At 70.6% G+C, this 21,102-nt stretch carries 17 protein-coding genes; 8 read left to right on the top strand and 9 right to left on the bottom strand.

Features of this window, described 5'->3' with window-relative positions; genetic code table 11:
- Positions 1-12: 12 nt before the first annotated feature.
- A complete protein-coding gene (locus ACLHG5_RS02100) occupies positions 13-576 on the bottom strand; it encodes an adenine phosphoribosyltransferase (protein WP_411315847.1) in 564 nt (187 codons plus the stop codon).
- A gap of 307 nt (positions 577-883) precedes the next feature.
- Here ACLHG5_RS02100 and ACLHG5_RS02095 point away from each other — a divergent pair, with 307 nt between their 5' ends.
- On the top strand, positions 884-1,462 hold the full coding sequence (locus tag ACLHG5_RS02095) for a helix-turn-helix domain-containing protein (protein WP_411317725.1): 579 nt from the start codon (positions 884-886) through the stop codon (positions 1,460-1,462).
- A complete protein-coding gene (locus ACLHG5_RS02090; protein ID WP_411317724.1) occupies positions 1,459-2,352 on the top strand; it encodes an EamA family transporter in 894 nt (297 codons plus the stop codon). The genes ACLHG5_RS02095 and ACLHG5_RS02090 overlap by 4 nt, the downstream gene beginning before the upstream one ends.
- A gap of 36 nt (positions 2,353-2,388) precedes the next feature.
- On the opposite strand, the gene ACLHG5_RS02085 is transcribed toward ACLHG5_RS02090, so the two are convergent.
- On the bottom strand, positions 2,389-3,801 hold the full coding sequence (locus ACLHG5_RS02085; RefSeq protein WP_411317723.1) for a PLP-dependent aminotransferase family protein: 1,413 nt from the start codon (positions 3,799-3,801) through the stop codon (positions 2,389-2,391).
- Here ACLHG5_RS02085 and ACLHG5_RS02080 point away from each other — a divergent pair.
- Positions 3,800-4,738, top strand: a complete 939-nt coding sequence (locus tag ACLHG5_RS02080) for a DMT family transporter (RefSeq protein ID WP_411317722.1) — start codon at positions 3,800-3,802, stop codon at positions 4,736-4,738. The genes ACLHG5_RS02085 and ACLHG5_RS02080 overlap by 2 nt on opposite strands.
- Here the strand turns inward: ACLHG5_RS02080 and ACLHG5_RS02075 are convergent, their stop codons facing one another.
- The 5 genes from ACLHG5_RS02075 to ACLHG5_RS02055 form a co-directional block, all read right to left on the bottom strand.
- Positions 4,739-5,902 (bottom strand): acyl-CoA dehydrogenase family protein, encoded by a 1,164-nt coding sequence (locus tag ACLHG5_RS02075; RefSeq protein ID WP_411317721.1) that lies wholly within the window; start codon positions 5,900-5,902, stop codon positions 4,739-4,741. It lies immediately after the preceding gene.
- 18 nt (positions 5,903-5,920) lie between these two features.
- The gene (locus ACLHG5_RS02070) at positions 5,921-8,185 is read right to left on the bottom strand and encodes a HelD family protein (protein ID WP_411317720.1); all 2,265 of its coding nucleotides are present in this window, start codon (positions 8,183-8,185) and stop codon (positions 5,921-5,923) included.
- A gap of 93 nt (positions 8,186-8,278) precedes the next feature.
- Positions 8,279-9,475, bottom strand: coding sequence for a PrsW family intramembrane metalloprotease (locus tag ACLHG5_RS02065; protein WP_411317719.1), 1,197 nt, complete (start codon positions 9,473-9,475; stop codon positions 8,279-8,281).
- On the bottom strand, positions 9,472-10,923 hold the full coding sequence (locus ACLHG5_RS02060; RefSeq protein ID WP_411317718.1) for an FAD-binding oxidoreductase: 1,452 nt from the start codon (positions 10,921-10,923) through the stop codon (positions 9,472-9,474). Before ACLHG5_RS02060 ends, ACLHG5_RS02065 begins: the two co-directional genes overlap by 4 nt.
- Positions 10,920-11,861 carry a ribokinase gene (locus ACLHG5_RS02055; protein WP_411317717.1) on the bottom strand — a complete coding sequence of 314 codons (942 nt, stop codon included), beginning with the start codon at positions 11,859-11,861 and terminating at the stop codon, positions 10,920-10,922. The genes ACLHG5_RS02060 and ACLHG5_RS02055 overlap by 4 nt, the downstream gene beginning before the upstream one ends.
- Before the next feature lie 93 nt (positions 11,862-11,954).
- Here ACLHG5_RS02055 and ACLHG5_RS02050 point away from each other — a divergent pair, with 93 nt between their 5' ends.
- Positions 11,955-13,484 carry an AlkA N-terminal domain-containing protein gene (locus ACLHG5_RS02050; protein WP_411315857.1) on the top strand — a complete coding sequence of 510 codons (1,530 nt, stop codon included), beginning with the start codon at positions 11,955-11,957 and terminating at the stop codon, positions 13,482-13,484.
- 5 nt (positions 13,485-13,489) lie between these two features.
- Here the strand turns inward: ACLHG5_RS02050 and ACLHG5_RS02045 are convergent, their stop codons facing one another.
- Complete coding sequence (locus tag ACLHG5_RS02045) at positions 13,490-14,548, bottom strand: Ku protein (protein ID WP_411317716.1); 1,059 nt, start codon at positions 14,546-14,548, stop codon at positions 13,490-13,492.
- A 134-nt stretch (positions 14,549-14,682) separates the two neighbouring features.
- On the opposite strand from ACLHG5_RS02045, the gene ACLHG5_RS02040 reads away from it, so the two are divergent.
- The 3 genes from ACLHG5_RS02040 (at position 14,683) to ACLHG5_RS02030 (ending at position 18,589) form a co-directional block, all read left to right on the top strand.
- Positions 14,683-17,232 carry an ATP-dependent DNA ligase gene (locus ACLHG5_RS02040; protein ID WP_411317715.1) on the top strand — a complete coding sequence of 850 codons (2,550 nt, stop codon included), beginning with the start codon at positions 14,683-14,685 and terminating at the stop codon, positions 17,230-17,232.
- A gap of 4 nt (positions 17,233-17,236) precedes the next feature.
- Positions 17,237-17,986, top strand: a complete 750-nt coding sequence (locus ACLHG5_RS02035) for a glycosyltransferase family A protein (protein ID WP_411317714.1) — start codon at positions 17,237-17,239, stop codon at positions 17,984-17,986.
- Between the two features lie 66 nt (positions 17,987-18,052).
- Positions 18,053-18,589 (top strand): hypothetical protein, encoded by a 537-nt coding sequence (locus ACLHG5_RS02030; protein ID WP_411317713.1) that lies wholly within the window; start codon positions 18,053-18,055, stop codon positions 18,587-18,589.
- 33 nt (positions 18,590-18,622) lie between these two features.
- Here ACLHG5_RS02030 and ACLHG5_RS02025 read toward each other — a convergent pair whose 3' ends face one another.
- Positions 18,623-20,068: an aspartate ammonia-lyase gene (locus ACLHG5_RS02025; RefSeq protein WP_411318396.1), complete on the bottom strand. Its 1,446-nt coding sequence runs from the start codon at positions 20,066-20,068 to the stop codon at positions 18,623-18,625.
- Positions 20,069-20,706: 638 nt separating this feature from the next.
- On the opposite strand from ACLHG5_RS02025, the gene ACLHG5_RS02020 reads away from it, so the two are divergent.
- Positions 20,707-21,003: a tryptophan synthase subunit alpha gene (locus ACLHG5_RS02020; protein WP_411315862.1), complete on the top strand. Its 297-nt coding sequence runs from the start codon at positions 20,707-20,709 to the stop codon at positions 21,001-21,003.
- Positions 21,004-21,102 lie beyond the last annotated feature (99 nt).

Genomic DNA, 21,102 nt, shown 5'->3' with positions numbered 1-21,102 from the left:
CCCTCCGCTGTCTCACAGGGTCGTGATGCTCGACACCGGGTAGCCGTCGAGCACCTCGCGGCCGCCGAGCCCGTCGATCTCGACGACGACGGCGATGCTCTCGACCTCGTATCCCGCGCGCTCGAGGAGCCGGACGGCGGCGAGGAGTGTCCCGCCCGTCGCGAGGACGTCGTCGAGCAGGCGCACGCGGGAACCGGCGGGCAGACGCCCGGGTTGCAGTTCGAGGCTCGCGCTGCCGTATTCGAGGTCGAAGGTCTCGGCGAGCAGTTCGCCGGGGAGTTTGCCCGGCTTGCGCAAGGCGAGGAGCCCCGCGCCGACCTTGTACGCCGTAGCAGCCGCGAGCAGGAAGCCGCGCGCTTCGACTCCGGCGATGGCGTCGACGCGCGCGATCGGCTCGGATGCCGGGTCCCCTACTGACGGTGCGGACACACCGTCGCTCAGTTCGTCGATCACCGCGGCGAAGGCGGCGGCGCTCGCGAACACCGGGGTGAGGTCACGGAAGAGCACACCGGCCGAGGGGAAGTCGTGGTGGGCCTCGGTGAGGTCGTGAACGAAGCGGCGAGCAGAGGTGGTCATCGGGCAACGCTAACCGACGCGGCGAGACACACCCGGTCACCGGCGGGCCGGCACGAGCGATTCGGCCCGCGACCGAGACCGGGACCGAACCGTTTCGCCGAGGACTCCGAATACCCCTCAACACCACGGAGCGGAACCGACCCGAAGGGCTCCGACTCGTGTCGCCCGGGGGGTGCGAGCGTGTTGGGGGGCAGGTCTTGCGGCACCGGAGAACCACTCGGTGCCGCAAGACCTCGCACATCGGCTGGGCGAGCCCCCGATCGCTCGACGTTCGCGCACTGCACTAACAGTGCACTATCGTGCACTCATGGATGACGGAAACGACGCGCTCGCTCGAGCCATCGGCGATCGCGTTCGCGATGCCCGCACGACCAGGAGGCTCACGCTCGACCAGGTGGCGGCCTCCGCCGGAGTCAGTCGCCGGATGCTCGTCAACGTCGAGCAGGGCAGCGCCAACCCGAGCATCGGAACACTCCTGCGGCTCGCCGGCGCACTCGGGGTGGGTCTGCCCGCTCTCGTCGAACCTCCTCGCGCCGAGACGCTCTCCGTCGTGCGCGACGGCGACGCGCCGACACTGTGGAGCACCCCCGCGGGAGGCTACGGGCGCCTCGTCGCGTCGGCCGGCAGCCACGACGTCACCGAGCTGTGGGAGTGGATGCTCGCGCCCGGCGACGCGCGGGAGAGCGACAGCCACTCCCCCGGGACTCGGGAGCTCATCCACGTGCTCGAGGGCTCGATCACGGTCACCGCAGACGGCCGACGGGTGACGCTCGCCGCGGGCGACGCCGTCGCGTTCCCCGGCGACGTGCCGCACGCCTACGCCAACCCGAACGGGGAGCGCGCTCTCTTCTCCCTCGCGGTGTCCGACCCCGGGGCGCCGTCGTGACGCGCGGCGCGGCGGTCTCCCGCGCGATTCCGCCGTGGGCCCTCGCGATCGCCGCGATCTCGTCGGTGCAGCTCGGGTCCGCCCTCTCGGTCGGCGTCATCGACGCCGTCGGACCGGCCGGAACGGCCTGGTTGCGGCTGAGCATCGGGGCGCTCGTCTTCATCGCGATCGTGCGGCCGTCGTTCGCCTCCCTCAGACGGCGCGACATGCCCGCCATCCTCGCGCTCGGGGTCACGACGGGGCTCGTCACGATCGCCTTCCTCTCCGCCATCGACCGCATCCCGCTCGGCACCGCGGTCGCCATCGAATTCCTCGGGCCCCTCGCCGTCGCCGCGATCCGCGCGCAGAGCAAGGTCGCCCTCGTGTTCCCCGCCGTGGCTCTCGCGGGGGTCGTTCTTGTCACCGAACCCTGGCACGGGCGCGTCGACCTCCTGGGTGTCGGGTTCGCGGCGCTCGCGGCACTCGGGTGGGCCGGATACATCCTGCTCACGCAACGCGTGGGCGACAGTTTCACGGGCATCAGCGCCCTCGCCCTCACCGTGCCGGTCGCGGCCGCGACCGCCGCGATCCTCGGGGTTCCTCAGTCGATCGGGCACATCACCGTCGAGGTGCTCCTCGCCGCGGCAGGGTTGGCACTCCTCCTCCCCGTGATCCCGTTCGCGCTCGAGATGATCGCCTTGCGACGGATGACGGCCACGGCCTTCGGCACGCTCATGGCCCTCGAACCCGCCGTCGGCGTGCTCCTCGGCTTTCTCATCCTCCAGCAGACCCTCACGATCACACAGGGCCTCGGGATCGCGCTCGTCGTCGCCGCGGGAGCCGCGGCCCAGCGGACCGGGCGCCGCGAGCCCGCCGATCCGCCCCTCCCGCGGCCGGAAGTCGTCGACTAGCGCGGAGCGGGCGGGCGCGGAGCACGCGAGCGTGAGTCAGCGCGTGTGGGCGGCGAGAACGTCGCGGATCACCGAGGTGGCGTCGTCGAAGCGCGCGGGGTCGGCCGCCGCGTAGTTGAGACGGATGTGCGGTGCCGACGGTTCGGCGGGAAACCACTCGGTGCCCGGGGCGACGACCACTCCTCGCCCGCGACACTCGACGGCGAGCTGGTCGACGTCGGCGCCGTCGGGCAGCCGCACCCAGAGGTTGAAGCCGCCGACCGGGCGCCGTTCGACGTGCGCCGCCGGGATCGTGTCGAGCACGCTCCCCAGGAGGGCGTCGCGGCGGTCGGCGAGCTGCGCGCGCACCGATCGCCCGTGCGCGCGCCACGCGGGTTGCGTGATGACGTCGAGCGCGGCGGTCTGCAGCACCGCGCTCACATACATCGAGTCTGAGGCGCGGTCGGCGAGGATGCGGTCGCGCGCGGGGCCGCGCGCGATGATCGCCGCGACACGCACGGCGGGAGAAACGCTCTTCGTCAGCGACCGCACGTAGATGACGCGACCCGCGTCGTCGTGCGCCACGAGAGGGCGGGATTCCGCGTCGATGCCGAGATCGTGGGCCCAGTCGTCCTCGATCACGAACGCGCCCCGCTGCGTCACGACGTCGAGCACCGCCGTCGCGCGCTCCGCGGTCCACTGGCCCCCTGTCGGGTTGGCGAAGTTCGGCTGCGCGTAGAACGCTCGGGCACCCGTGAGGTCGAGGGCGCGAGCGACGGCGTCGGGGTCGGGACCGTCGGGGCCCGTCGCGACGGGCACGAGGACGACCCCGGCCTGCCGCGCGGCGAGGATGGCTCCCCAGTAGGTCGGCGACTCGACGAGAAGGGGACGACCGACGCCGACGACCGATCGGAAGATCGAGCTGAGCCCGCTCTGACTGCCGCCGACGATGAGCACGTCGCGCTCCGTCGGCGCTCCGAGCCCCGCGGGGGTGACGCTCGCGACTTCGTGAGCGAACCACGCCCGGAGTTCGGGGAGGCCTGCCGCGGGCGACCGCTCGAGCGCGTTCGGCGCTCGAGCGGCGCGCGCGAGCGCCTGGCGCACGAGTCTCTCCGGGAGCAGCTCGCGCGAGGGGTACCCCGAGTGCAGCGCGATGGAGTCGGGGGCGGGGGTCGTCTGGGTCGACGAGACCGAGGTGCCGCGGTGTTCGGATGCCGGAAGGGCACTCGTCTGCCAGCCGTAGTCGGCGGGGCGCCGTGCCCTCACCGCGCGAACGAAGGTGCCCACCCCCGGCTGGCTCTCGACGAGACCGCGCCCCGCGAGGTCGCTCATGACTCTCTGCACCGTCACGGGGCTCGCCCCGTATCGCGCCACGAGAGCGCGATTGGACGGCACGCGCGCCCCCGGCGCCGCGGCCGCGACCCAACGGGTGAGGTCGGCGGTGATGCGCTCGGTGCTATCGTGGCCCATGTCAGGACACAGTAGCGTTACACCTTATATGCCGCGAGTGTTCTCTTCGCGGTCCGGGTTGCTCTGGGGGCTCGCAGGCGTCACCGCGTTCTCCTTCACGGTTCCGTTCACGCGCGTCGCCGTGGAGACGATGTCGCCGCTCTTCATCGGGTCGGGCCGCGCGGTCATCGCCGCGGTGCTCGCGGCCGCGGCTCTCGCGCTCACGCGCCAATCGAGACCCTCGCCGAGGCAGTGGGTCAGGCTCGCCATCGTCGCGAGTGGAGTCGTCGTCGGGTTCCCCCTCCTGACATCGTTTGCTCTCGTCTCGTCGTCGGCCAACCACGGAGCGGTCGTCATCGGGGTGCTGCCCGCCGCGACCGCAGCGCTCGCCGTTCTGCGCGGGGGAGAACATCCCTCCCGCTCGTTCTGGGTCTTCGCCGCGCTCGGCGCCGTCGCGGCGATCACCTTCGCGTCGATGCAGGGTGGCGGGCTCGGGCACGCCTCGTGGTCCGACCTCGCGCTCGTCGCCGCCGTGCTCGCCGCCGCGATCGGCTACGCGGAGGGCGGCCTCCTCGCTCGCGAGCTCGGCGCGTGGCAGACGGTGTCGTGGGCACTCGTGCTCGCGGCGCCTCTCACGACCGCGCTCACGGCCGTCTCGATCGTCGTCGAGCCCCCGACGGGAGGCGCCGCGGAGTGGCTCTCGTTCGGTTACCTCGCTGTCGTGAGCATGTTTCTGGGGTTCTTCGCGTGGTACCGCGGACTGGCTATCGGGCCGATGGCGCACGTGAGCCAGGTGCAGCTCGCGCAACCCGTGCTGAGCATCGTGTGGGCCGCCGCCATCCTGCGCGAGCACATCACCGTGCCGACCCTGCTCGGCGGGGCGGCCGTCATCCTCTTCGCCGGGCTCGCCGTGCGGGTGCGAGCGGGTTCCCCTGCCCGCCCGCGCGCCGCTGCATGATCAGGTCGGTGGGGGTCCGAGCACCGCGGTCGCGACGGTCGAGAGGGCCGCGTCGTCGTTGCTCGGGTGGAAGCCGCCGGCGAGAACGTCGCGATAGAGCCGGGACAATTCGTGGTCCGACGCGAACGCCGCTCCCCCGGCGACCGTGATCGCCTCGCCGACGACGGCGCGAGCGGCCGTCGTCGCGGCGAGCTTGAGGCCGACGAGAGCGCGGAACCACTGGTCACCGTGATCGGCAGACGACTCGACGTCGCGCGCGAGAGACTCGAGTCTCGGCCGCACCGCATCGATCTCGAGAGCGGCGACCGCGACCCTCCGCCGCGTCGCCGGATCGGCGTCTTTCGAGAGACCCGAGCGAGCGGAGACGCGGGACCGCGCGGCGAGCACGGCGAGGTCGAGCGCTCGCTCGGCGATGCCGACGTAGACGGCCGAGACGAGGATCTCGAAGTTCTGGAAGATCGCGACGACGAGCGGGTCGGCACTCGGGCCCGCGTCGAGGCGCCGGTGCACGCGCGAGGGTTCGGCTCGTGCCCTCTCGAGCCTCGTCGTATGACTCTGGGTCGCGCGCATCCCCACGGTGTCCCAGTCTGCGAGCGAGACGATGCGTTCGTCGTCCCGCTCGAGAACGGCGTGCACGAGCTTCGGGGCGTCGGGCGAGACCGAGTCGAGGCCGAAGGTCGCGAGTCTCGTGAACACGGGCGAGAGGCTCGTGAAGATCTTGGTACCCGTGAACGCGTAGGCGCCGTCGGGCATCGGCTCGGCCACGGTCGTGCTGCCGAAGAGGGAGAGATCGTTGCCCGCCTCGCTGATGGCGAACGCGAAGATCTCCCCGGCACCGGCGTCGCGCAGCACGAACTCGAGCGAGGGGTCGCCGGCATCCCACAGTGTGCGCGCGACACCCGTCCAGATGAGGTGCATGCCCACGGCGAGCGCCGTCGCGGGCGCGGCCCCCGCGAGCGCCGCTTGCGATCGCACGACGTCGGTCAGGCTCAGCCCGAGACCGCCGAATCCGGCGGGAACGAGGGCGCGGAGATACCCCGCACCGGCGAGATCGGCGAGGTCGTCGTGCGGAAAGGTGTTGTCGCGATCGTGCGCCGCCGCGCGCGACCGGATGCGGTCGAGCAGGTCGGGCGAGAGCGGGTCGGGCGAACGGGGGTCGGGCATCGCCCCAGTCTCGCACCGCTACCCGAGAGGCTCGATGCCCTCCGGGAGCGCCCCGGCCGACACGAGGGTGAGCCTCTGGGTCGGCCTCGTCATCGCGACGTAGAGGGCACCGGCTCCCCGATCGGTGTCGCGCATGATCGCGTCGGGGTCGACGACGACGACCGCATCGAACTCGAGGCCCTTCGCGTCGTGGGGCCCGAGCACCGCGATGGCTTTGAGCAGACCGGCCGGCCCGCGACCGACCGCGTCGCCGAACACCTCGCGGAGGCGCTCAGCGGTCGCGGCGACGGCATCCGTCGTCGTGATGACCGCGAGTGTTCCCACCGTCGTGATGGCGCGATCGTGTTCGACGGCTTCGACGACGTCGTCGGACACGCGGATGGGCCACTCGCTGCCGCGCACCGCTGTCGACGGCGTCACGGGCAGGCCGTGCGCGATGGCCATGCGCTCGGCGACCGCGCTGATCTGGCTCGGCGTGCGGTAGTTGACGGTGAGCTCCTCGAGGCGCCAGCGGTGCGCCCCGGCCTTGCCCCCGGTGAGACTCGCGAGGGCGTCGTCCCACGAACCGGATGCCGCCGCCGACGACGCTTGCGCGATGTCGCCGACGATCGTGAACGAGCGCAGGGGGCACCGACGCAAGAGCACGCGCCACTGCATGGGCGAGAGCTCCTGGGCTTCGTCGACGACGATGTGCCCGTATGTCCACGAGCGGTCGGCGGCGGCACGCTCGGCGGTCGTGCCGCGCTGGGCGACCTCGGCGAAGCTGTCGGCGAGGCTCTCGGCGTTGACGAGGCCCTGCACGTCCATGTTCTCGATCGCGCGCTCGGCGTTCTCGACGTCGCGCTTGCGCTGCTGTTTCGCCTCGCGCTTCTGCGCCGCGTCGGCGTCGTCGTAGGTGCCGAGGAGTTCGGCAGCCTCGTCGAGCAGGGGGACGTCCGACACGGTGAACGGCGCGTCGCGATCGCGGCGCAGCAGGGCACGGCGCTCGTCGGTCCACCCCGGGGTCAGCTCGGCGAGCCACGCGGGCCGCGCGAAGAGGTCGCGCACGAGCTTCTCGGGTGTGAGCGGCAACCACGCGGTGTTCAGGGCCACGCGCACGTCGTAGGAGGTGCGCAGGTCTTCGCGCAGCATCGGGTGGTCGGACTCGTCGACCGAGTTGCCCTGCGCCCGCAGCTGATCGGCCCACTGGCGGGTGAGCGCCCCGAGAGCGTTCTTCACGAAGGTCACGCGCGCCTGGTTGTAGGGCTTGCGCGACTGCGCCGCGCGCTGGATCGCCGACTGGATGAGAGACGGGTCGAGCACGAGCCTGTCTCCGCTCACCTCGAGCTCCTGCGGCGCCGCAGGCACGCGTTGACGCGACGCCACGGCACGCGAGAGCACGGCGGCCATGTCGGCCGAGCCTTTCACCGCGGCGACGTCGGGCGAGTCATCCGCGGTCGCCTCGATTCCCGGGAAGAGCCCGCCGACGCTCGAGAGCACGACCCCGGTCTCGCCGAGCGACGGGAGCACCGACTCGATGTACTGCAGGAACGACGCCGAGGGCCCGACGATGAGCACCCCCGAGTTCTTCAGGCGATCGCGGTGCGAGTAGAGCAGGTAGGCGGCGCGGTGCAGCGCGACGGCGGTCTTGCCCGTGCCCGGGCCGCCCTGCACGACGAGCACCCCTTGCAGTTCGGAGCGGATGATGCGGTCCTGCTCGGCTTGGATCGTCGCGACGATGTCGGACATCCGCCCCGTCCGCTCGGCGGTCAGAGCCGAGAGCAGCGCTCCCTCGCCCTGCAACTCGACTCCGCCCTCGCGGAGCAGCTCGGGGTCGAAGACCTCGTCTTCGATGCGCACGATGTCGCGCCCCGACGAGATGAGGTGCCGCCGCGCTCGTGCGCCGAGGGGGTTGGCCGCGGTCGCCTGGTAGAAGGCGCTCGCCTGGGGAACGCGCCAGTCGAGGAGCAGCGGGCGGAGGTCGGCGTCGCGCAGACCGAGGCGGCCGATGTAGCGCACGAGGGAGCCGTTCGAGGAGCGCTCGGGGTCGCCGCCGACATCCGCTCCGCCGTCGAGCTCGAGTCGCCCGAACGCGAGCCGCTCGTTGACCTCGCGCAACTGCACGATGCGGTCTTCGTAGATGCGGGCGAAGGCGTCGCGCTCCGACCTGCTCTGGTGCCCGCCGCCCACGTCTTGCCTACGCACGAGGGTGAGCTGATCGATCGCCTCGCGCTGCAGCTCGTCGAGGCGCGCGTAGAGTCCCGCGACATACTGACGCTCGCGCTCGAGTTCGGTCTCCGCCACGTTTCACACCCCTTGTTTCCGGCACACGAGCTTACTCGTCGCACCCTGCGAGCTCGACCACCCGAGCGCGCCGAGGCGTCGGCACTCCGCGGTCTAGCGCGCGGGCACCGGCAGGGGCGGAACAGCGGCGATCGCGGTGCGATCGGCCACGATCCGGGCGAGCAGCTCGGATTCGGCTTTCGTCGCGGCGAGTCGATCCCGGCTCGTGATGACGCGCTGCCGCGCGAACGCGAGCCGCGTGGCGTTGTTCTCGAAGCGGCGATACGCGGCTCCCGCGCCGTGACGTGCCGCCCACGATCGTGCGGCGCGGCGGCCCGCTTCGCTCGAGAGATAGCCGACCTCGGTCGCCGTGAACCACCCGGCGGCCGCGTATTCGTCGAGGCGCTGCGCGGTGAGCCTCCGCTCGTGTCGCCGCACGGCGACGACCGCGACGATCGCGATCACGAAGAGCGGCACCTGCACGAGCACGTAGTAGAGGTAGAAGTTGGAGACGAGGAAGGCCGCGCCGTTCCACAGCGCGTGAAAGAGGATCGCCGGCACGAGTCCGACCCCGAAGTATCCGATGGCCCCGAGCGCTCCCGTGCGACGCGAGGCGAAACCGAGCGCGAGCCCGATGAAAGCGGAGAACATCACGTGCGCGAACGGAGAGAGCACTCCGCGGAGGAAGAAGATCTCGGTGACCGCGACGATGTCCCCGGTCGTGAGGGTCATGGCGAAGTACTGGATGTTCTCGGTGAACGCGAAACCGACGGCGACCACGGACGAGTACACGAGACCGTCGACGGGGCCGTCGAATCGCGATCGGGCGACCCAGAAGAGCACGAGCACGCCGATGCCCTTGGCGATCTCCTCGACGATGGGCGCTTGCACGACGCTCGAGAGGAAGAGGGTTCCCGTGCTCGTTCCGACACCGAGGAGCGCCTGACCGATCTGGGTGATGAACGAGAACACGAGCGCGATCGCGACGGCCGCGGCGGCTCCCCACAGGAGCGCGCACACGAGTGCGAGGCGCGGTTCGGGCTCCCACCGGTCGATCCACCGGATCGCCCACAGCACGAGCGCGAGGGGCACGAGCGCGAGCACCGCACCGATCGCCACGGCGACGCTCCCGAACGAGAGCACGAGATACCCCGACACGAGCAGAGCGACGATCCCGAGCACTGCGAGGGCCACGACGGCGACGACGACGGCCGCGTCCGCACCTCGCGCGGGCCTCGTCGCCTCGGCTCCGCCACCGCCGACGGGGCTGGGGTTGGCGGCGACGGGCGAGAAGGGGTGCGATTGGCTCACGAGTGGTCCTCGGTTTCGGGATGGCCTGAATTGGCGGGCCGGATGTCGGCGTGCCGGATGTCGGCGGGGAACAGCTTGCCCGGGTTCAGGATGCCGAGCGGGTCGAACACCCTCTTGATGTCGTGTTGCAGCCGCACCTGGTCGTCTCCGAGCTCGTCGGCGAGCCAGCGACGCTTGAGCACTCCGACCCCGTGCTCCCCCGTGAGGGTGCCACCGAGGTCGAGCGCCGCCCGGAAGACCTCGTGGGCCGCCTCCCACACGCGCGGGGGAACCTCGTCTCCCGCGAAGAGGAAGTTGGGATGGAGGTTGCCGTCTCCCGCGTGGGCGACGGTCGGGATATCGAGCGCGAACCGCTCGCCGATGGTCGCGATCGCCGCGAACATCTGCGGAAGGGCGCTGCGCGGCACCGCGACGTCTTCGATGAGCACGGTGCCCCGCGCCTCGAGCGCGGGGTGGAACGCCCGCCGGATCGCGAGCAACCGCTCGCCCTCCTCGGGGTCGGTCGTGAGGTCCGCGTCGCCGCCGAGGGAACGGATGATCGCGAGCACTCGCTCCGCCTCCGACACGCTCGCGTCGCCATCCGTCTGCACGAGCAGGAACGCGCGGCCGCGGTCGCCGAGCTCGAGGTCGAGGTGGACGCCGATGTGCTCGAGCGCGAGGGAGTCGAGCAGCTCCATGGCGGCGGGGCGGAGCCCGGCGGCGGTGATGGCGGCCGCGGCGCCGGCCGCGGAGACGATGTCGGCGAAGTAGGCCCCGATCGTCGCGACGACGCCCGTCGGGAGCGGACGGAGTTTGAGGGTCGCGTCGACGATGACACCGAGGGTGCCCTCCGAGCCGATGACGAGGGCCGTGAGGTCGAGGCCCGTGACGCCTTTGACGGTACGGTGACCGAGCGTCATGACGGTGCCGTCGGCCCGCACGATCGTGAGGCCGAGAACCGCTTCGCGCGTCACGCCGTATTTGGCACACAGCAACCCACCCGCGTTCGTCGCGATGTTGCCGCCGATCGTCGAGATCGCTTTGCTCGCCGGATCGGGGGCGTACCAGAGGCCGTGGGGTTCGAGCCGACGATTGAGCTCAGCGTTGATGATGCCGGGCCCGACGACCACGGTCTCGTCGGCGACCGAGAGGTCGGTGATGTCGTCGAGCGCGAGGGTCGACAGCACGATCTCGTCGCGGCCGGCGATCGCCCCGCCCGCGAGCCCCGTTCCCGCCCCGCGCGTGACGACCCCGATGCGGAGGTCGCTCGCGATGCGCAGCGTCTCCTGCACGTCGGCGATGCTGCGGGCGGTCACGACGGCGACGGGAGTCGAACCCGAGTCGTGCCCGGATTTGTCGGTGCGCATCGCCTCGACGGTCGCCGGGGTCGAGTCGACCGCCCCGCCGTCGACGACATCGCCGAGAGCGCCGCGCAAGCGGTCGAGCGCGCGCTCCGCAGGCGAGGTCACGACATCGCCTCGAGGACGTCGGCCCGCGCGGGGATCGAGGGCACGGCCCCGGCGACCGTCACCGAGAGCGCCGCCGCGGCCGTCGCGAATCGCGCCGCCCGCTCCAGATCCAGCGGGGACACGTCGAGCTGAGGCGTCACGTCGGCCTCGGCGAGCGCCGCGGCGAACGCTCCGCAGAACGTGTCACCCGCCCCCGTGCTGTCGACGACGCTCACCCGGTGCGCCGCGATCCTCGCGACCTCGACGCCGGAGTCGACGAGAACCGACCCCGCCGAACCGAGCGTCACGACGAGTCGCCGCACTCGCGCCGAGAGCGCGGCGACCGCCCGATCGAGGTCGTCGAGCCCGCTGACCACGAGGGCCTCGTGCTCGTTGACCACGAGCACGTCCACCGACTCGAGGGTGTCGGGCCCGAGCGCCATCGCGGGGGCCGCGTTGAGCACGACGAGGGTGCCCGCGGCCGACGCGACCCGAGCGGCCGCCTCGACCGCGGCGAGCGGCAGTTCGAGCTGCAGCACGAGCACGCGCGCCGCGCGGATCGCGCGACCGTCGGCATCCGTGAGCGCGGTGACCGTGGCGTTCGCCCCCGACGCGACGACGATCGAGTTCTCGCCCGACGCGTCGACGACGATGAAAGCCTGGCCCGTCGGGTGCTCGGTTCGCCGCACGAGAGTCGAGTCGATCATGTCGGCCGCCATGACGCTCTCGAGCGCGTCGCCCCGCTCGTCGCGGCCGAGGGCACCGACGAAAGCGACCCGCGCTCCCGCGCGCGCGGCGGCCACGGCCTGGTTGAGACCCTTGCCGCCCGGGTGCTCTGCCGCAGCGCCCGCGAGCACCGTCTCCCCGGGCCGCGGAGCCCGGTCGACGGAGAACACCGTGTCGGTGTTGGCGCTGCCCACGACGATCACCCTCGCGTCGGAAGCGCCGTTCGTCGTCACCGGCACAGTTTAGGTGGGCAGGCGCGGGCTTCACCTCGGAGCGATGTCTCTTTTCCGCTACCGGCTCCCGGGTGGCCGTGGGAGAGTGCGGACATGGATGACGAGGATTCGAGCGACGCCGTCGTGCGCGACGGCGATCCTCGGTTCGAGGCACGATTCTCGGCGATGGCCTCGCGGGACGCCCGCTTCGACGGGCAGTTCGTCACGGGGGTGCACTCGACCGGCATCTACTGTCGACCGAGCTGCCCCGCCATCACACCGCTGAGACGCAACGTGGCGTTCTACCGCACCGTCGCGGGCGCACACGAGGCGGGCCTGCGCGCGTGCAAACGGTGCGGGCCCGACGCGGTGCCCGGCTCTCCCGAGTGGAATCTGGGAGACGACATCGCGTCGCGCGCGATGCGTCTCATCGCCGACGGCACGGTCGATCGCGACGGCGTTCCCGGACTCGCCGCTCGACTCGGCTACACCCCGCGGCACCTCACGCGCGTGCTCGATCGCGAACTGGGTGCGGGTCCGCTCGCTATCGCGCGCGCCCACCGCGCCCAGTCGGCTCGCGCCCTTCTTGTCGAGACCGACCTCGCCGTGACGGATGTCGCGTTCGCGGCGGGATTCACGAGTGTGCGCCAGTTCAACGACACGATGGTCGCCGTGTTCGGGCGCTCCCCGAGCGAGGTGCGGCGAGCCGGCGGCGGCGGTCGATCACCGGGCACCGAGCCCCACGCAGGCCTCGGCGCCGCCGGCGGCGGAACCCGGCCGGATGCCGGGCTCCCCGGCTCGACGACGATCACGCTTCGCCTCCCCGCGCGCGCGCCCTTCGACGGGGCGGGGCTCCTGCGATTTCTGAGCGTGCACGCCATCCGCGGTGTCGAAACGGGTGACGATCGCACCTTCGCCCGGCGGGTGCGGCTTCCGCGGGGAACGGCGCACGTCACGCTCGCGCTCGCGGGAGACGACGCGGTGTCGTGTGTCGCGCGCCTCGACGACGTCGCCGACCTCTCGACGCTCGTCGCCCGCATCCGTCGCGTGTTCGATCTCGACGCCGACTCGGTCGCGATCGACGACGCCCTCGGAGCCGACGCCGCCCTCGCACCGTCGGTCGCGGCGAGCCCGGGCACGCGTCTGCCCGGCGGATTCGACGCGCACGAGACACTCTTCCGCACCCTCATCGGTCAGCAGGTGTCGGTCACGGCCGCGACGACGGTGCTGGGCCGCGTGAGCGCCGAGCTGTGCGGCGACTCGGGGCTGTTCCCGACCGCGACCGACATCGCCGAGCGAGGCGAGGGGGTCATCCGGGGTCCGGCCTCGCGGGTCGCGACGATCCTCGGAGTCGCTCGCGCCCTCGCGTCGGGCGACCTCGCCGTGGATGTCGGGATGTCGACGCCCGACCTCGTCTCGCGCCTCACCGCCATGCCCGGGATCGGACCGTGGACCGCAGGATACGTCGCGATGCGCGTGCTCGGGGCACCCGACATTCTGCTCTCGAGCGACCTCATCATGCGCAAGAGCGCCGGCGAACTCGGCCTACCCGACACCGAGCGCGGTCTCGCGGCCCACGGCGAGCGCTGGGCCCCCTGGCGCAGTTACGCGGGGCTGCACCTGTGGCGGTCGACGGGGCGCTGACGCCGTCAGGCGCTCTTCTTCTCCTGGCGGACCGCGGCCGGCTTCGTCGCTGCGGACTTCGTCGTCGAGGGCTTCTTCGCTGCGGGCTTCTTCGCTGCGGGCTTCTTCGCGGGGGACTTCTTCGCGGGGGACTTCTTCGCGGCCTTCGTCGCGGCGGTCGACTTCTTCGCTGCCGATTTATCGGCGGCGGGCTTCTTCGCCGTCGACTTCTTCGCCGTCGATCTCTTGGCCGTCGATTTCTTCGCGGCGGGCTTCGCCGCGGGCGCCGACGACGACCCTCCCGAGCGGTTCCTCTCGACGCTGCGCCTCAGCGCCTCCATGAGGTCGAGCACCTCCCCACCGGAGCCCTCGTCGCCCTCGCCGAAAGTCTCGTCGGTGTCGAGAGCCTCCCCCTTGTCGAGTTTCGCGTCGATGAGCTCGCGCAACTGCTCCTGATAGTCGTCGCTGAACCTGTCGGGCTCGAAGTCGGAGGCGAAGCTCTCGACGAGCGACTCCGACATCTCGAGTTCGCGCGACGAGATGCGCACGCGCTCGTCGAGAGCGGGAAAGGATGCCTCGCGCACTTCGTCGTCCCACAGGAGCGACTGAAGCATGAGCACGTCGCCGCGCACGCGGAGGGCACCGAGCCTCGTCTTCTGCCGCAGCGCGAAGTGCACGATCGCGGTGCGATCCGTCTTTTCGAGGGTGCGGCGCAGAAGCGTGTACGCCTTGGCCGCGTTCGTCTGCGGTTCGAGGAAGTAGCTGCGATCGAACATGATCGGGTCGAGCTGGTCCGAGGGCACGAATTCGACGACGTCGACCTCGCGGCTCTTCTCGACCGGAATCGACGAGAGGTCGTCGCTCGTGAGCACGACGGTGCGCTCGCCGTCGTCGTAGGCCTTGTCGATGTGCTCGAAGTCGACGATCTTTCCGCAGATCTCGCACCGGCGCTGGTATCGGATGCGCCCGCCGTCGGCATCGTGCACCTGGTGCAGCGAGATGTCGTGGTCCTCGGTCGCGCTGTAGACCTTGACGGGCACGTTGACGAGGCCGAACGTGATCGCGCCTGTCCAGATGGCTCTCATACACCCATTCTGAGTCGCGCAACCGATCGGCGTAAGCGGTTGACGCGGCGCCCACCGGCAGGGCTCAATCGGAGGACGGTCGCGAGCACGACCGCCACCACGTCAAGTCACGACTCGTCACGGGAGGACGCCGCATGTCCGGTTCGAGCGCGACAGCGACCGTCGTCTCGGTCGACGGCCGTCGCATCCGCCTCACGAGCCTCGACAAGGTGCTCTACCCCGAGACGGGAACCACGAAGGCCGACGTCATCGACTACTACGCGCGCATCGCCCCCGTTCTGCTCCCCCACGCCCGCGTCCGCCCGCTGACCCGCAAGCGCTGGGTCGACGGCGTGGGAACCGACGCGAAACCCGGCACCGTGTTCTTCCAGAAGAACCTCGACGACACCGCGCCCGAGTGGGTCGAGCGCCGCACCATCGAACACTCCGACCACTCCACCGCGTATCCCGTGCTCGGCGACCGCGCGACCCTCACGTGGCTCGGCCAGATCGCCGCCCTCGAGCTGCACGTTCCGCAGTGGCGGTTCTCGCGTGACGGTGAGCAGGAGAACCCCGACAGACTCGTGATCGACCTCGACCCCGGCGAGGGTGTCGGTCTCGCGGAGTGCGCCGAGGTCGCCCGTGCCGCGCGCGCAATCCTCTCCGGTATGGGTCTCGATCCGATGCCCGTGACGAGCGGGAGCAAGGGCATCCACCTCTACGCCGCCCTCGACGGGTCGATCGACTCGCGAGCGGTGAGTGCGGTCGCGCGCGAGCTCGCTCGTGCCCTCGAGGCGGATCACCCCGATCTCGTCGTCAGTGACATGACGAAGTCACTCCGCACCGGAAAAGTGCTCGTGGACTGGAGCCAGAACAGCGCCGCGAAGACCACCGTGACCCCCTATTCCCTCCGGGGGCGATCCTCGCCGACGGTCGCGGCACCGCGAACCTGGGACGAACTCGACTCCGCGCAGCTCGCCCACCTCGACTTCCGCGAGGTGCTCGAGCGTGTCGCTCAAAACGGCGACCCTCTCGCGCCGATGTCGCGCGGACGGGTCGACTCTCTCGAACCGTCGCCCGCTCGCCTCGACGGATTCGATGCCACGCCGGCATCCCGCGACCGGCTCGAGATCTACCGGTCGAAACGCGACGGTTCGAAGACGCCCGAGCCCGTTCCCACCGACGCACCGCACGCGGGCTCGGGCGCGGGCGCGAGTTTCGTCATCCAGGAGCACCACGCGTCGCGACTGCACTGGGACTTCCGTCTCGAGCACGACGGCGTGCTCGTGAGCTGGGCGCTTCCCAAGGGAGTGCCGACCGATCCGGGCATCAACCACCTCGCCGTGCAGACCGAAGACCACCCCCTCGAGTACGGCGTCTTCGAGGGCACTATCCCGCACGGCGAGTACGGCGGCGGTGACGTGACCATCTGGGATTCGGGCACCTTCGAGCTCGAGAAGTGGCGCGAGGGCAAGGAGGTCATCGCGACCCTCCACGGCGAGAAGCACGGAACCCACCGTTACGCGCTCATCAACACGGGGTCGCGATCGGGGTCCGGGTCGGGCAAGGACTCGTGGCTCATCCACCTCATGGAGCCCCCCGGGGCGTCCTCGCCGAAACGGTCGTCCGCGACATCCCCCCGCACGGCCGGTCCGAAGCGCACGCGAACGACCGTCGGTTCGGCGAGGAGCGCGGCGACCAGCGACACCGCACCGATGCTCGCGACACTCGCGACCGAAGCCGACCTCGACGACGACGCCGAGTGGGCGTTCGAGATGAAGTGGGACGGCATCCGGTCGATCGCGACGATCGTCGACGGTCGGGTTCGACTGGCGAGCCGAAACGGCAACGACCTCACAGCGTCGTATCCCGAGCTCGCGATCCTCGCCGACGCCGTCGACGGCGACGCCGTGCTCGACGGAGAGATCGTCACGTTCGACGAGCGGGGCCGACCCGACTTCGGTCAGCTGCAGTCGCGCATGGGGGTGACGAGACCGAAGGATGTCGCGGCCGCGGCGAAACACGCCCCCGTGCACTTCATCGCCTTCGACGTGCTCTCGCACGACTCGTCCGTGGTCACAGCACTGCCGTGGAGCGAGCGCCGAGCGCTCCTGGACTCGGTGGTGACACCCGGCGGTGCCGTGCTCGTGTCTCCCGCGTTCGTCGGCGACGTGGCTGCCGCCGTCGCGACGAGCCTCGAACAGGGACTCGAGGGGGTCATGGCGAAGAGACTCGACGGCCGCTACTCCCCGTCGCGACGATCGCGCGCGTGGCTCAAGATCAAACACCACCGGTCACTCGAGGTCGTCGTGGGCGGCTGGCGAGACGGGCGAGGCTCGCGCGCCTCGACGATCGGGTCGCTCCTCGTCGGGGTGCCGACCGATGACGGGCTCCGCTACCTCGGCAGGGTCGGTACGGGCCTCACCGAGCGAGACCTCGCGACCCTCTCGACGACGTTCCGGGCGGCCGCGCGAAGCACCTCCCCGTTCATCGACGTGCCGGCATCCGACGCCTCCGACGCCCACTGGGTCACTCCGCGGCTCGTCGTCGAAGTGCACTACGCCGAGATGACCGCGAGCGGGCGACTGCGGCACGCGACGTGGCGCGGCATCCGCAGCGACAAGTCCCCCGACGACGTAGCCTCGGATGCGACGTCTCTCGATCTCGCGGGCGTCTCGTCGCCCCGCGACGCCGAGGAAGGGTGACCCGATGGTTCGCGTGAGCGTCGTCATTCCCGTGCGCGACGACGCCGTCGAACTCGAACACTGCTTGCGAGCGCTGCAGCGTCAGACCCGTCCGGCCGACGAGATCATCGTCGTCGACAACGGCAGCGCCGACGATTCCGCGGCCGTCGCGGTGCGCTACGGCGCCCGAGTGCACACCGAGCACACGCCGGGCATCTGGCCTGCCGCGGCTCGGGGCTTCGACGTGGCGACGGGAGACATCATCGCGAGGCTCGACGCGGACTCGCGACCCCGACGCGACTGGATCGAGCGCGTCGAGACCCTTCTCTCACTCGACCCCGAGGCCGTCGCGGCGACAGGCCCCGGCGTGTTCTATCAGCTGCCGCGGTTCCCTCGCGCCCTCGCCGACCTCGTCTACATGCGCGCCTACTTCGCGATGGGTCTCGTGACCCTCGGGCACTGGCCCCTCTTCGGCTCGAGCTTCGCCATCCGCTCGACCGTGTGGAACCGCATCAGGCTCGACGTGCACCGTGACGACTCCGGGGTGCACGACGACTTCGACCTCGGATACCACCTCGACCCGTGGTCGCGAGTCATCCTCGACCGGTCGCTCGCGGTCGGTGTCTCGGCTCGACCCTTCGGCAACATCCCGTCGATGCTCTTGCGCACGTGGCGCGCGGTGCGCACCATCGCGGTGCACGGCGTGCGCGAACTGCCGCCGTTCCGGTGGTCGCGGCGCGTGAGGGTCGTGCGCGCTCTGTCGCGCCGAGGGTGACCACGACGTAACGTAGAACTGCTCCCCCACGGGAGGCTCACACTCCTCACAGCCAAAGGACCCGCCATGAGACTCAAATTCCTGTTCGTCGTCGGACTCATCGCGGGATACGTGCTCGGCGCTCGCGCCGGACACGGTCGCTACGAGCAGATCAAGGCGAAGGCGAACGAGGCCTGGGAAGACCCGCGCGTGCAGAAGGCCGTGTCGGAGACTCAGGACTTCGTGAAGGAGAACGCACCCATCGTCGCCGAGAAGGTCGGCGAAGGCGCGAAGGTCGCGAGCGACAAGGTCGCCCAGGGGGCCAAGATCGCCGCCGACGGCACGAAGGTCGCGGCCGAGAAGGTCGCCGAGACGGCCAAGATCGCGAGCACGAGTGTCGCCGAGGGCACCAAGGTCGCCGCCGAGGTCGTCAAGGATGCCGCCGAGAAGGTCGCCGAGACTGCGAAAGACCTGTCGGGCAAGGTCGCGGAGACCGCGTCGGAGGCCACCGCGAAGATCACGGGCGCCACGAACGGTTCCGACGACAGCTCGGACGAGCGCACCCCCGACGACGCGACGACCGAGCCCGCGGGCGACGCGTCGACGCCTCGTCAGCCGAGCTGACGCGCGGCGCTTGTGCGGTCAGGCGTCGGACAGTCAGTCGTCGTGGTCGTCGGCGAACCGGTCCTGGGCCACGACCGAAATCACGCCCGTCATGGGCACGATCCCGCTGAGTCGCTCGGGTGACAGCACTCGCGTCACTTCTTCTCTGCTCATGAGGCCTGCGGCGACCACGAGGTCGGCGATCGACGACTCCGTCGTGAGCGCCGTGTGCGCGAGCGAGGCCGACGCGGCGTAGCCGATGTACGGCGTGAGCGCCGTCACGACCCCCACCGAGGTCTCCACCTGCATGCTGAGCCTCGAGAGGTTCGGCGTGATCCCGTCGATGCAGTTGACGCGCAGGGTGCGGCACGCGTTCGTCATCCACGCGAGCGACTGCAGGATGCTGTGGGCGATCACGGGCTCGAACGCGTTGAGCTGCAATTGGCCGCCCTCGGCTGCGGCGGTGACCGTGGCATCCGCTCCGATCACGCTGAACGCGACCTGGTTGACGACCTCGGGGATCACGGGGTTGACCTTGCCCGGCATGATCGACGACCCCGCCTGGCGCGGGGGCAGGCTGATCTCTCCGAGACCCGCCTGAGGGCCGGACGAGAGCAAGCGCAAGTCGTTGCAGATCTTCGAGAGTTTGACGGCCGCCCTCTTGAGCGTGCCACTGAGCGTCATGAAGATGCCGGCGTCGGAGGTCGCCTCGATGAGGTCGGCCGCGGTCTCCATCTCGATGCCCGTGACGGCGATGAGCTCGTCGAGCACAGCCCTCGCGTAGCGCGGGTCGGCCGTGATGCCAGTGCCGATCGCCGTCGCCCCCATGTTGATCTCGTTGAGCCACGGGATGACCTCGCTCAACCTGTCGTGGTCTTCGACGAGGGTGTGGGCGAACCCACTGAACTCCTGGCCGAGGGTCATCGGAACGGCGTCCTGCAGCTGGGTACGCCCCACCTTGAGGATGCCCGCGAACTCCGACCCCTTCGCCGCGAACGACACGGTGAGCCTCTCGTGCTCCTCGAGCAGCCGCGTGAGGCCGAAGACCATCGCGAGCTTGATGGCCGTCGGGTAGACGTCGTTCGTGCTCTGGCTGCGGTTGACGTCGTCGAGCGGATGCAGGCTCGCGTAGTCGCCGAGCGGACGACCCAGGATCTGCAGTCCGCGATTGGCGATGACCTCGTTGGTGTTCATGTTCGTCGACGTGCCCGCGCCGCCCTGGATGACCCCGACGAGAAACTGGTCGTGCCACTGGCCGTCGATGATCTCGAGGCAGACCTGCTCGATGACATCCGCCTTCTCCGGCTCGAGCACGCCGATCGCGCGATTGGCTCGTGCCGCCGCTTGCTTGACCCTCGCGAGAGCGCGGATGAGGTCGGGGTACACCGAGATGGGTCGGCGCGTGATCGGAAAGTTCTCGAGGGCCCGCGCGGTGTGGATGCCCCAGAACACCTCGGCGGGGATCTCCATCTCCCCGAGCGAGTCGCGCTCGAGGCGCACGGGGCCCGTCGAGGGGCGACCGAAGTGCCCCGACGACGGCGATGGCGCGGCGGTCGACTCCCCCGCCCCCTCGAACCCCTCGTCGGCGGGCAGTGTCGCGGCGGCGGGGTGCTGAGGTGCGCTGTCATTCACGAGGGTCGCTCCGGTGTCGAGGTCGCGTGGCTTGTGGCCGAGAACGAGACGACTCTACTCGCGGCGTGATCGCGGGCGTCGGATCCGCCGGGGCATCCGCGCGAGAGAAAAACGGTGGGTGGTCGTGCCGCCGAACCGGTGGCGGATGCACCGCCGAGCGGTGTTGCGATGACGGCGACTTCTCGATTGTGGTTAGGCGGCGCTGTCGCCCCCGCGACTCGCCGGCAACCGAGAGTCGCCGTCATCCCTAGCCCCCCGGCTAGTTGTCATTCAGCCTATGGATCTGCTCTGACGACCGCGGCCCCCAGAGAGGGGGTCCAGCATTAGGGGGACGAACGGGGTACATCGCGACCGAGGTCCGCGCCGATCGCCGGGCCTCGCACGCTCGCTCGCTCGCTCGCTCGCTCGTGACGCGATCAGGCTTCGCGGGAGCGCGCGACGTAGGGTCGAGGAATGACTGCATCGACCGACTCTCGTCGCGGAACCGAGGCGACGGGAGCGACGGAGTGACGCGCGGGCCGAGCCTCGAGGTTCTGCGGGCGGAAGCACGAGACGAACTGCGCACCGTGATCCTCGATCGGTGCCGCGCGGGCGAGGATCCGTGGGAATTCATGGACGACCTCCCCACGGTCGACGAACTCGTCGTCGCCCTCTTGCGCGCCGATTCGATCGTCGCCGACGACTCGCGCCTCCCGAGCGCCGTGCGCGACTACCGCGTCCTCCGACAGATCGGACTCGATCACCCCGATCTCACGACGACCGTGTGGCGGATGCTCGGCGCGATCGATCTGCCGTCGCGCTGACGTCCCACTCCCGTCGAACCCCCAGGGTTCTTTCAGCGATTTCTGAGTTGCCCGAGCCCTCCGATTCCTACAATTCTCGTAGTTGAGTCGCCTCGGCTC

The organism is Marisediminicola sp. LYQ85, assembly GCF_046600695.1.
In the GTDB taxonomy this organism is placed as follows: domain Bacteria; phylum Actinomycetota; class Actinomycetes; order Actinomycetales; family Microbacteriaceae; genus Marisediminicola.
Note: the sequence above shows the minus strand (reverse complement) of the source record. Positions and strands in the feature narration are given on the sequence as shown.

Coding starts and splice junctions, on each gene's coding strand:
- ACLHG5_RS02075 (WP_411317721.1), bottom strand. CDS start 5,902: ATGCCCGACCCCCGTTCGCCCGACCCGCTCTCGCCCGACCTGCTCGAC.
- ACLHG5_RS02095 (WP_411317725.1), top strand. CDS start 884: ATGGATGACGGAAACGACGCGCTCGCTCGAGCCATCGGCGATCGCGTT.
- ACLHG5_RS02050 (WP_411315857.1), top strand. CDS start 11,955: ATGGATGACGAGGATTCGAGCGACGCCGTCGTGCGCGACGGCGATCCT.
- ACLHG5_RS02035 (WP_411317714.1), top strand. CDS start 17,237: ATGGTTCGCGTGAGCGTCGTCATTCCCGTGCGCGACGACGCCGTCGAA.
- ACLHG5_RS02085 (WP_411317723.1), bottom strand. CDS start 3,801: ATGGGCCACGATAGCACCGAGCGCATCACCGCCGACCTCACCCGTTGG.
- ACLHG5_RS02030 (WP_411317713.1), top strand. CDS start 18,053: ATGAGACTCAAATTCCTGTTCGTCGTCGGACTCATCGCGGGATACGTG.
- ACLHG5_RS02100 (WP_411315847.1), bottom strand. CDS start 576: ATGACCACCTCTGCTCGCCGCTTCGTTCACGACCTCACCGAGGCCCAC.
- ACLHG5_RS02040 (WP_411317715.1), top strand. CDS start 14,683: ATGTCCGGTTCGAGCGCGACAGCGACCGTCGTCTCGGTCGACGGCCGT.
- ACLHG5_RS02080 (WP_411317722.1), top strand. CDS start 3,800: ATGTCAGGACACAGTAGCGTTACACCTTATATGCCGCGAGTGTTCTCT.
- ACLHG5_RS02045 (WP_411317716.1), bottom strand. CDS start 14,548: ATGAGAGCCATCTGGACAGGCGCGATCACGTTCGGCCTCGTCAACGTG.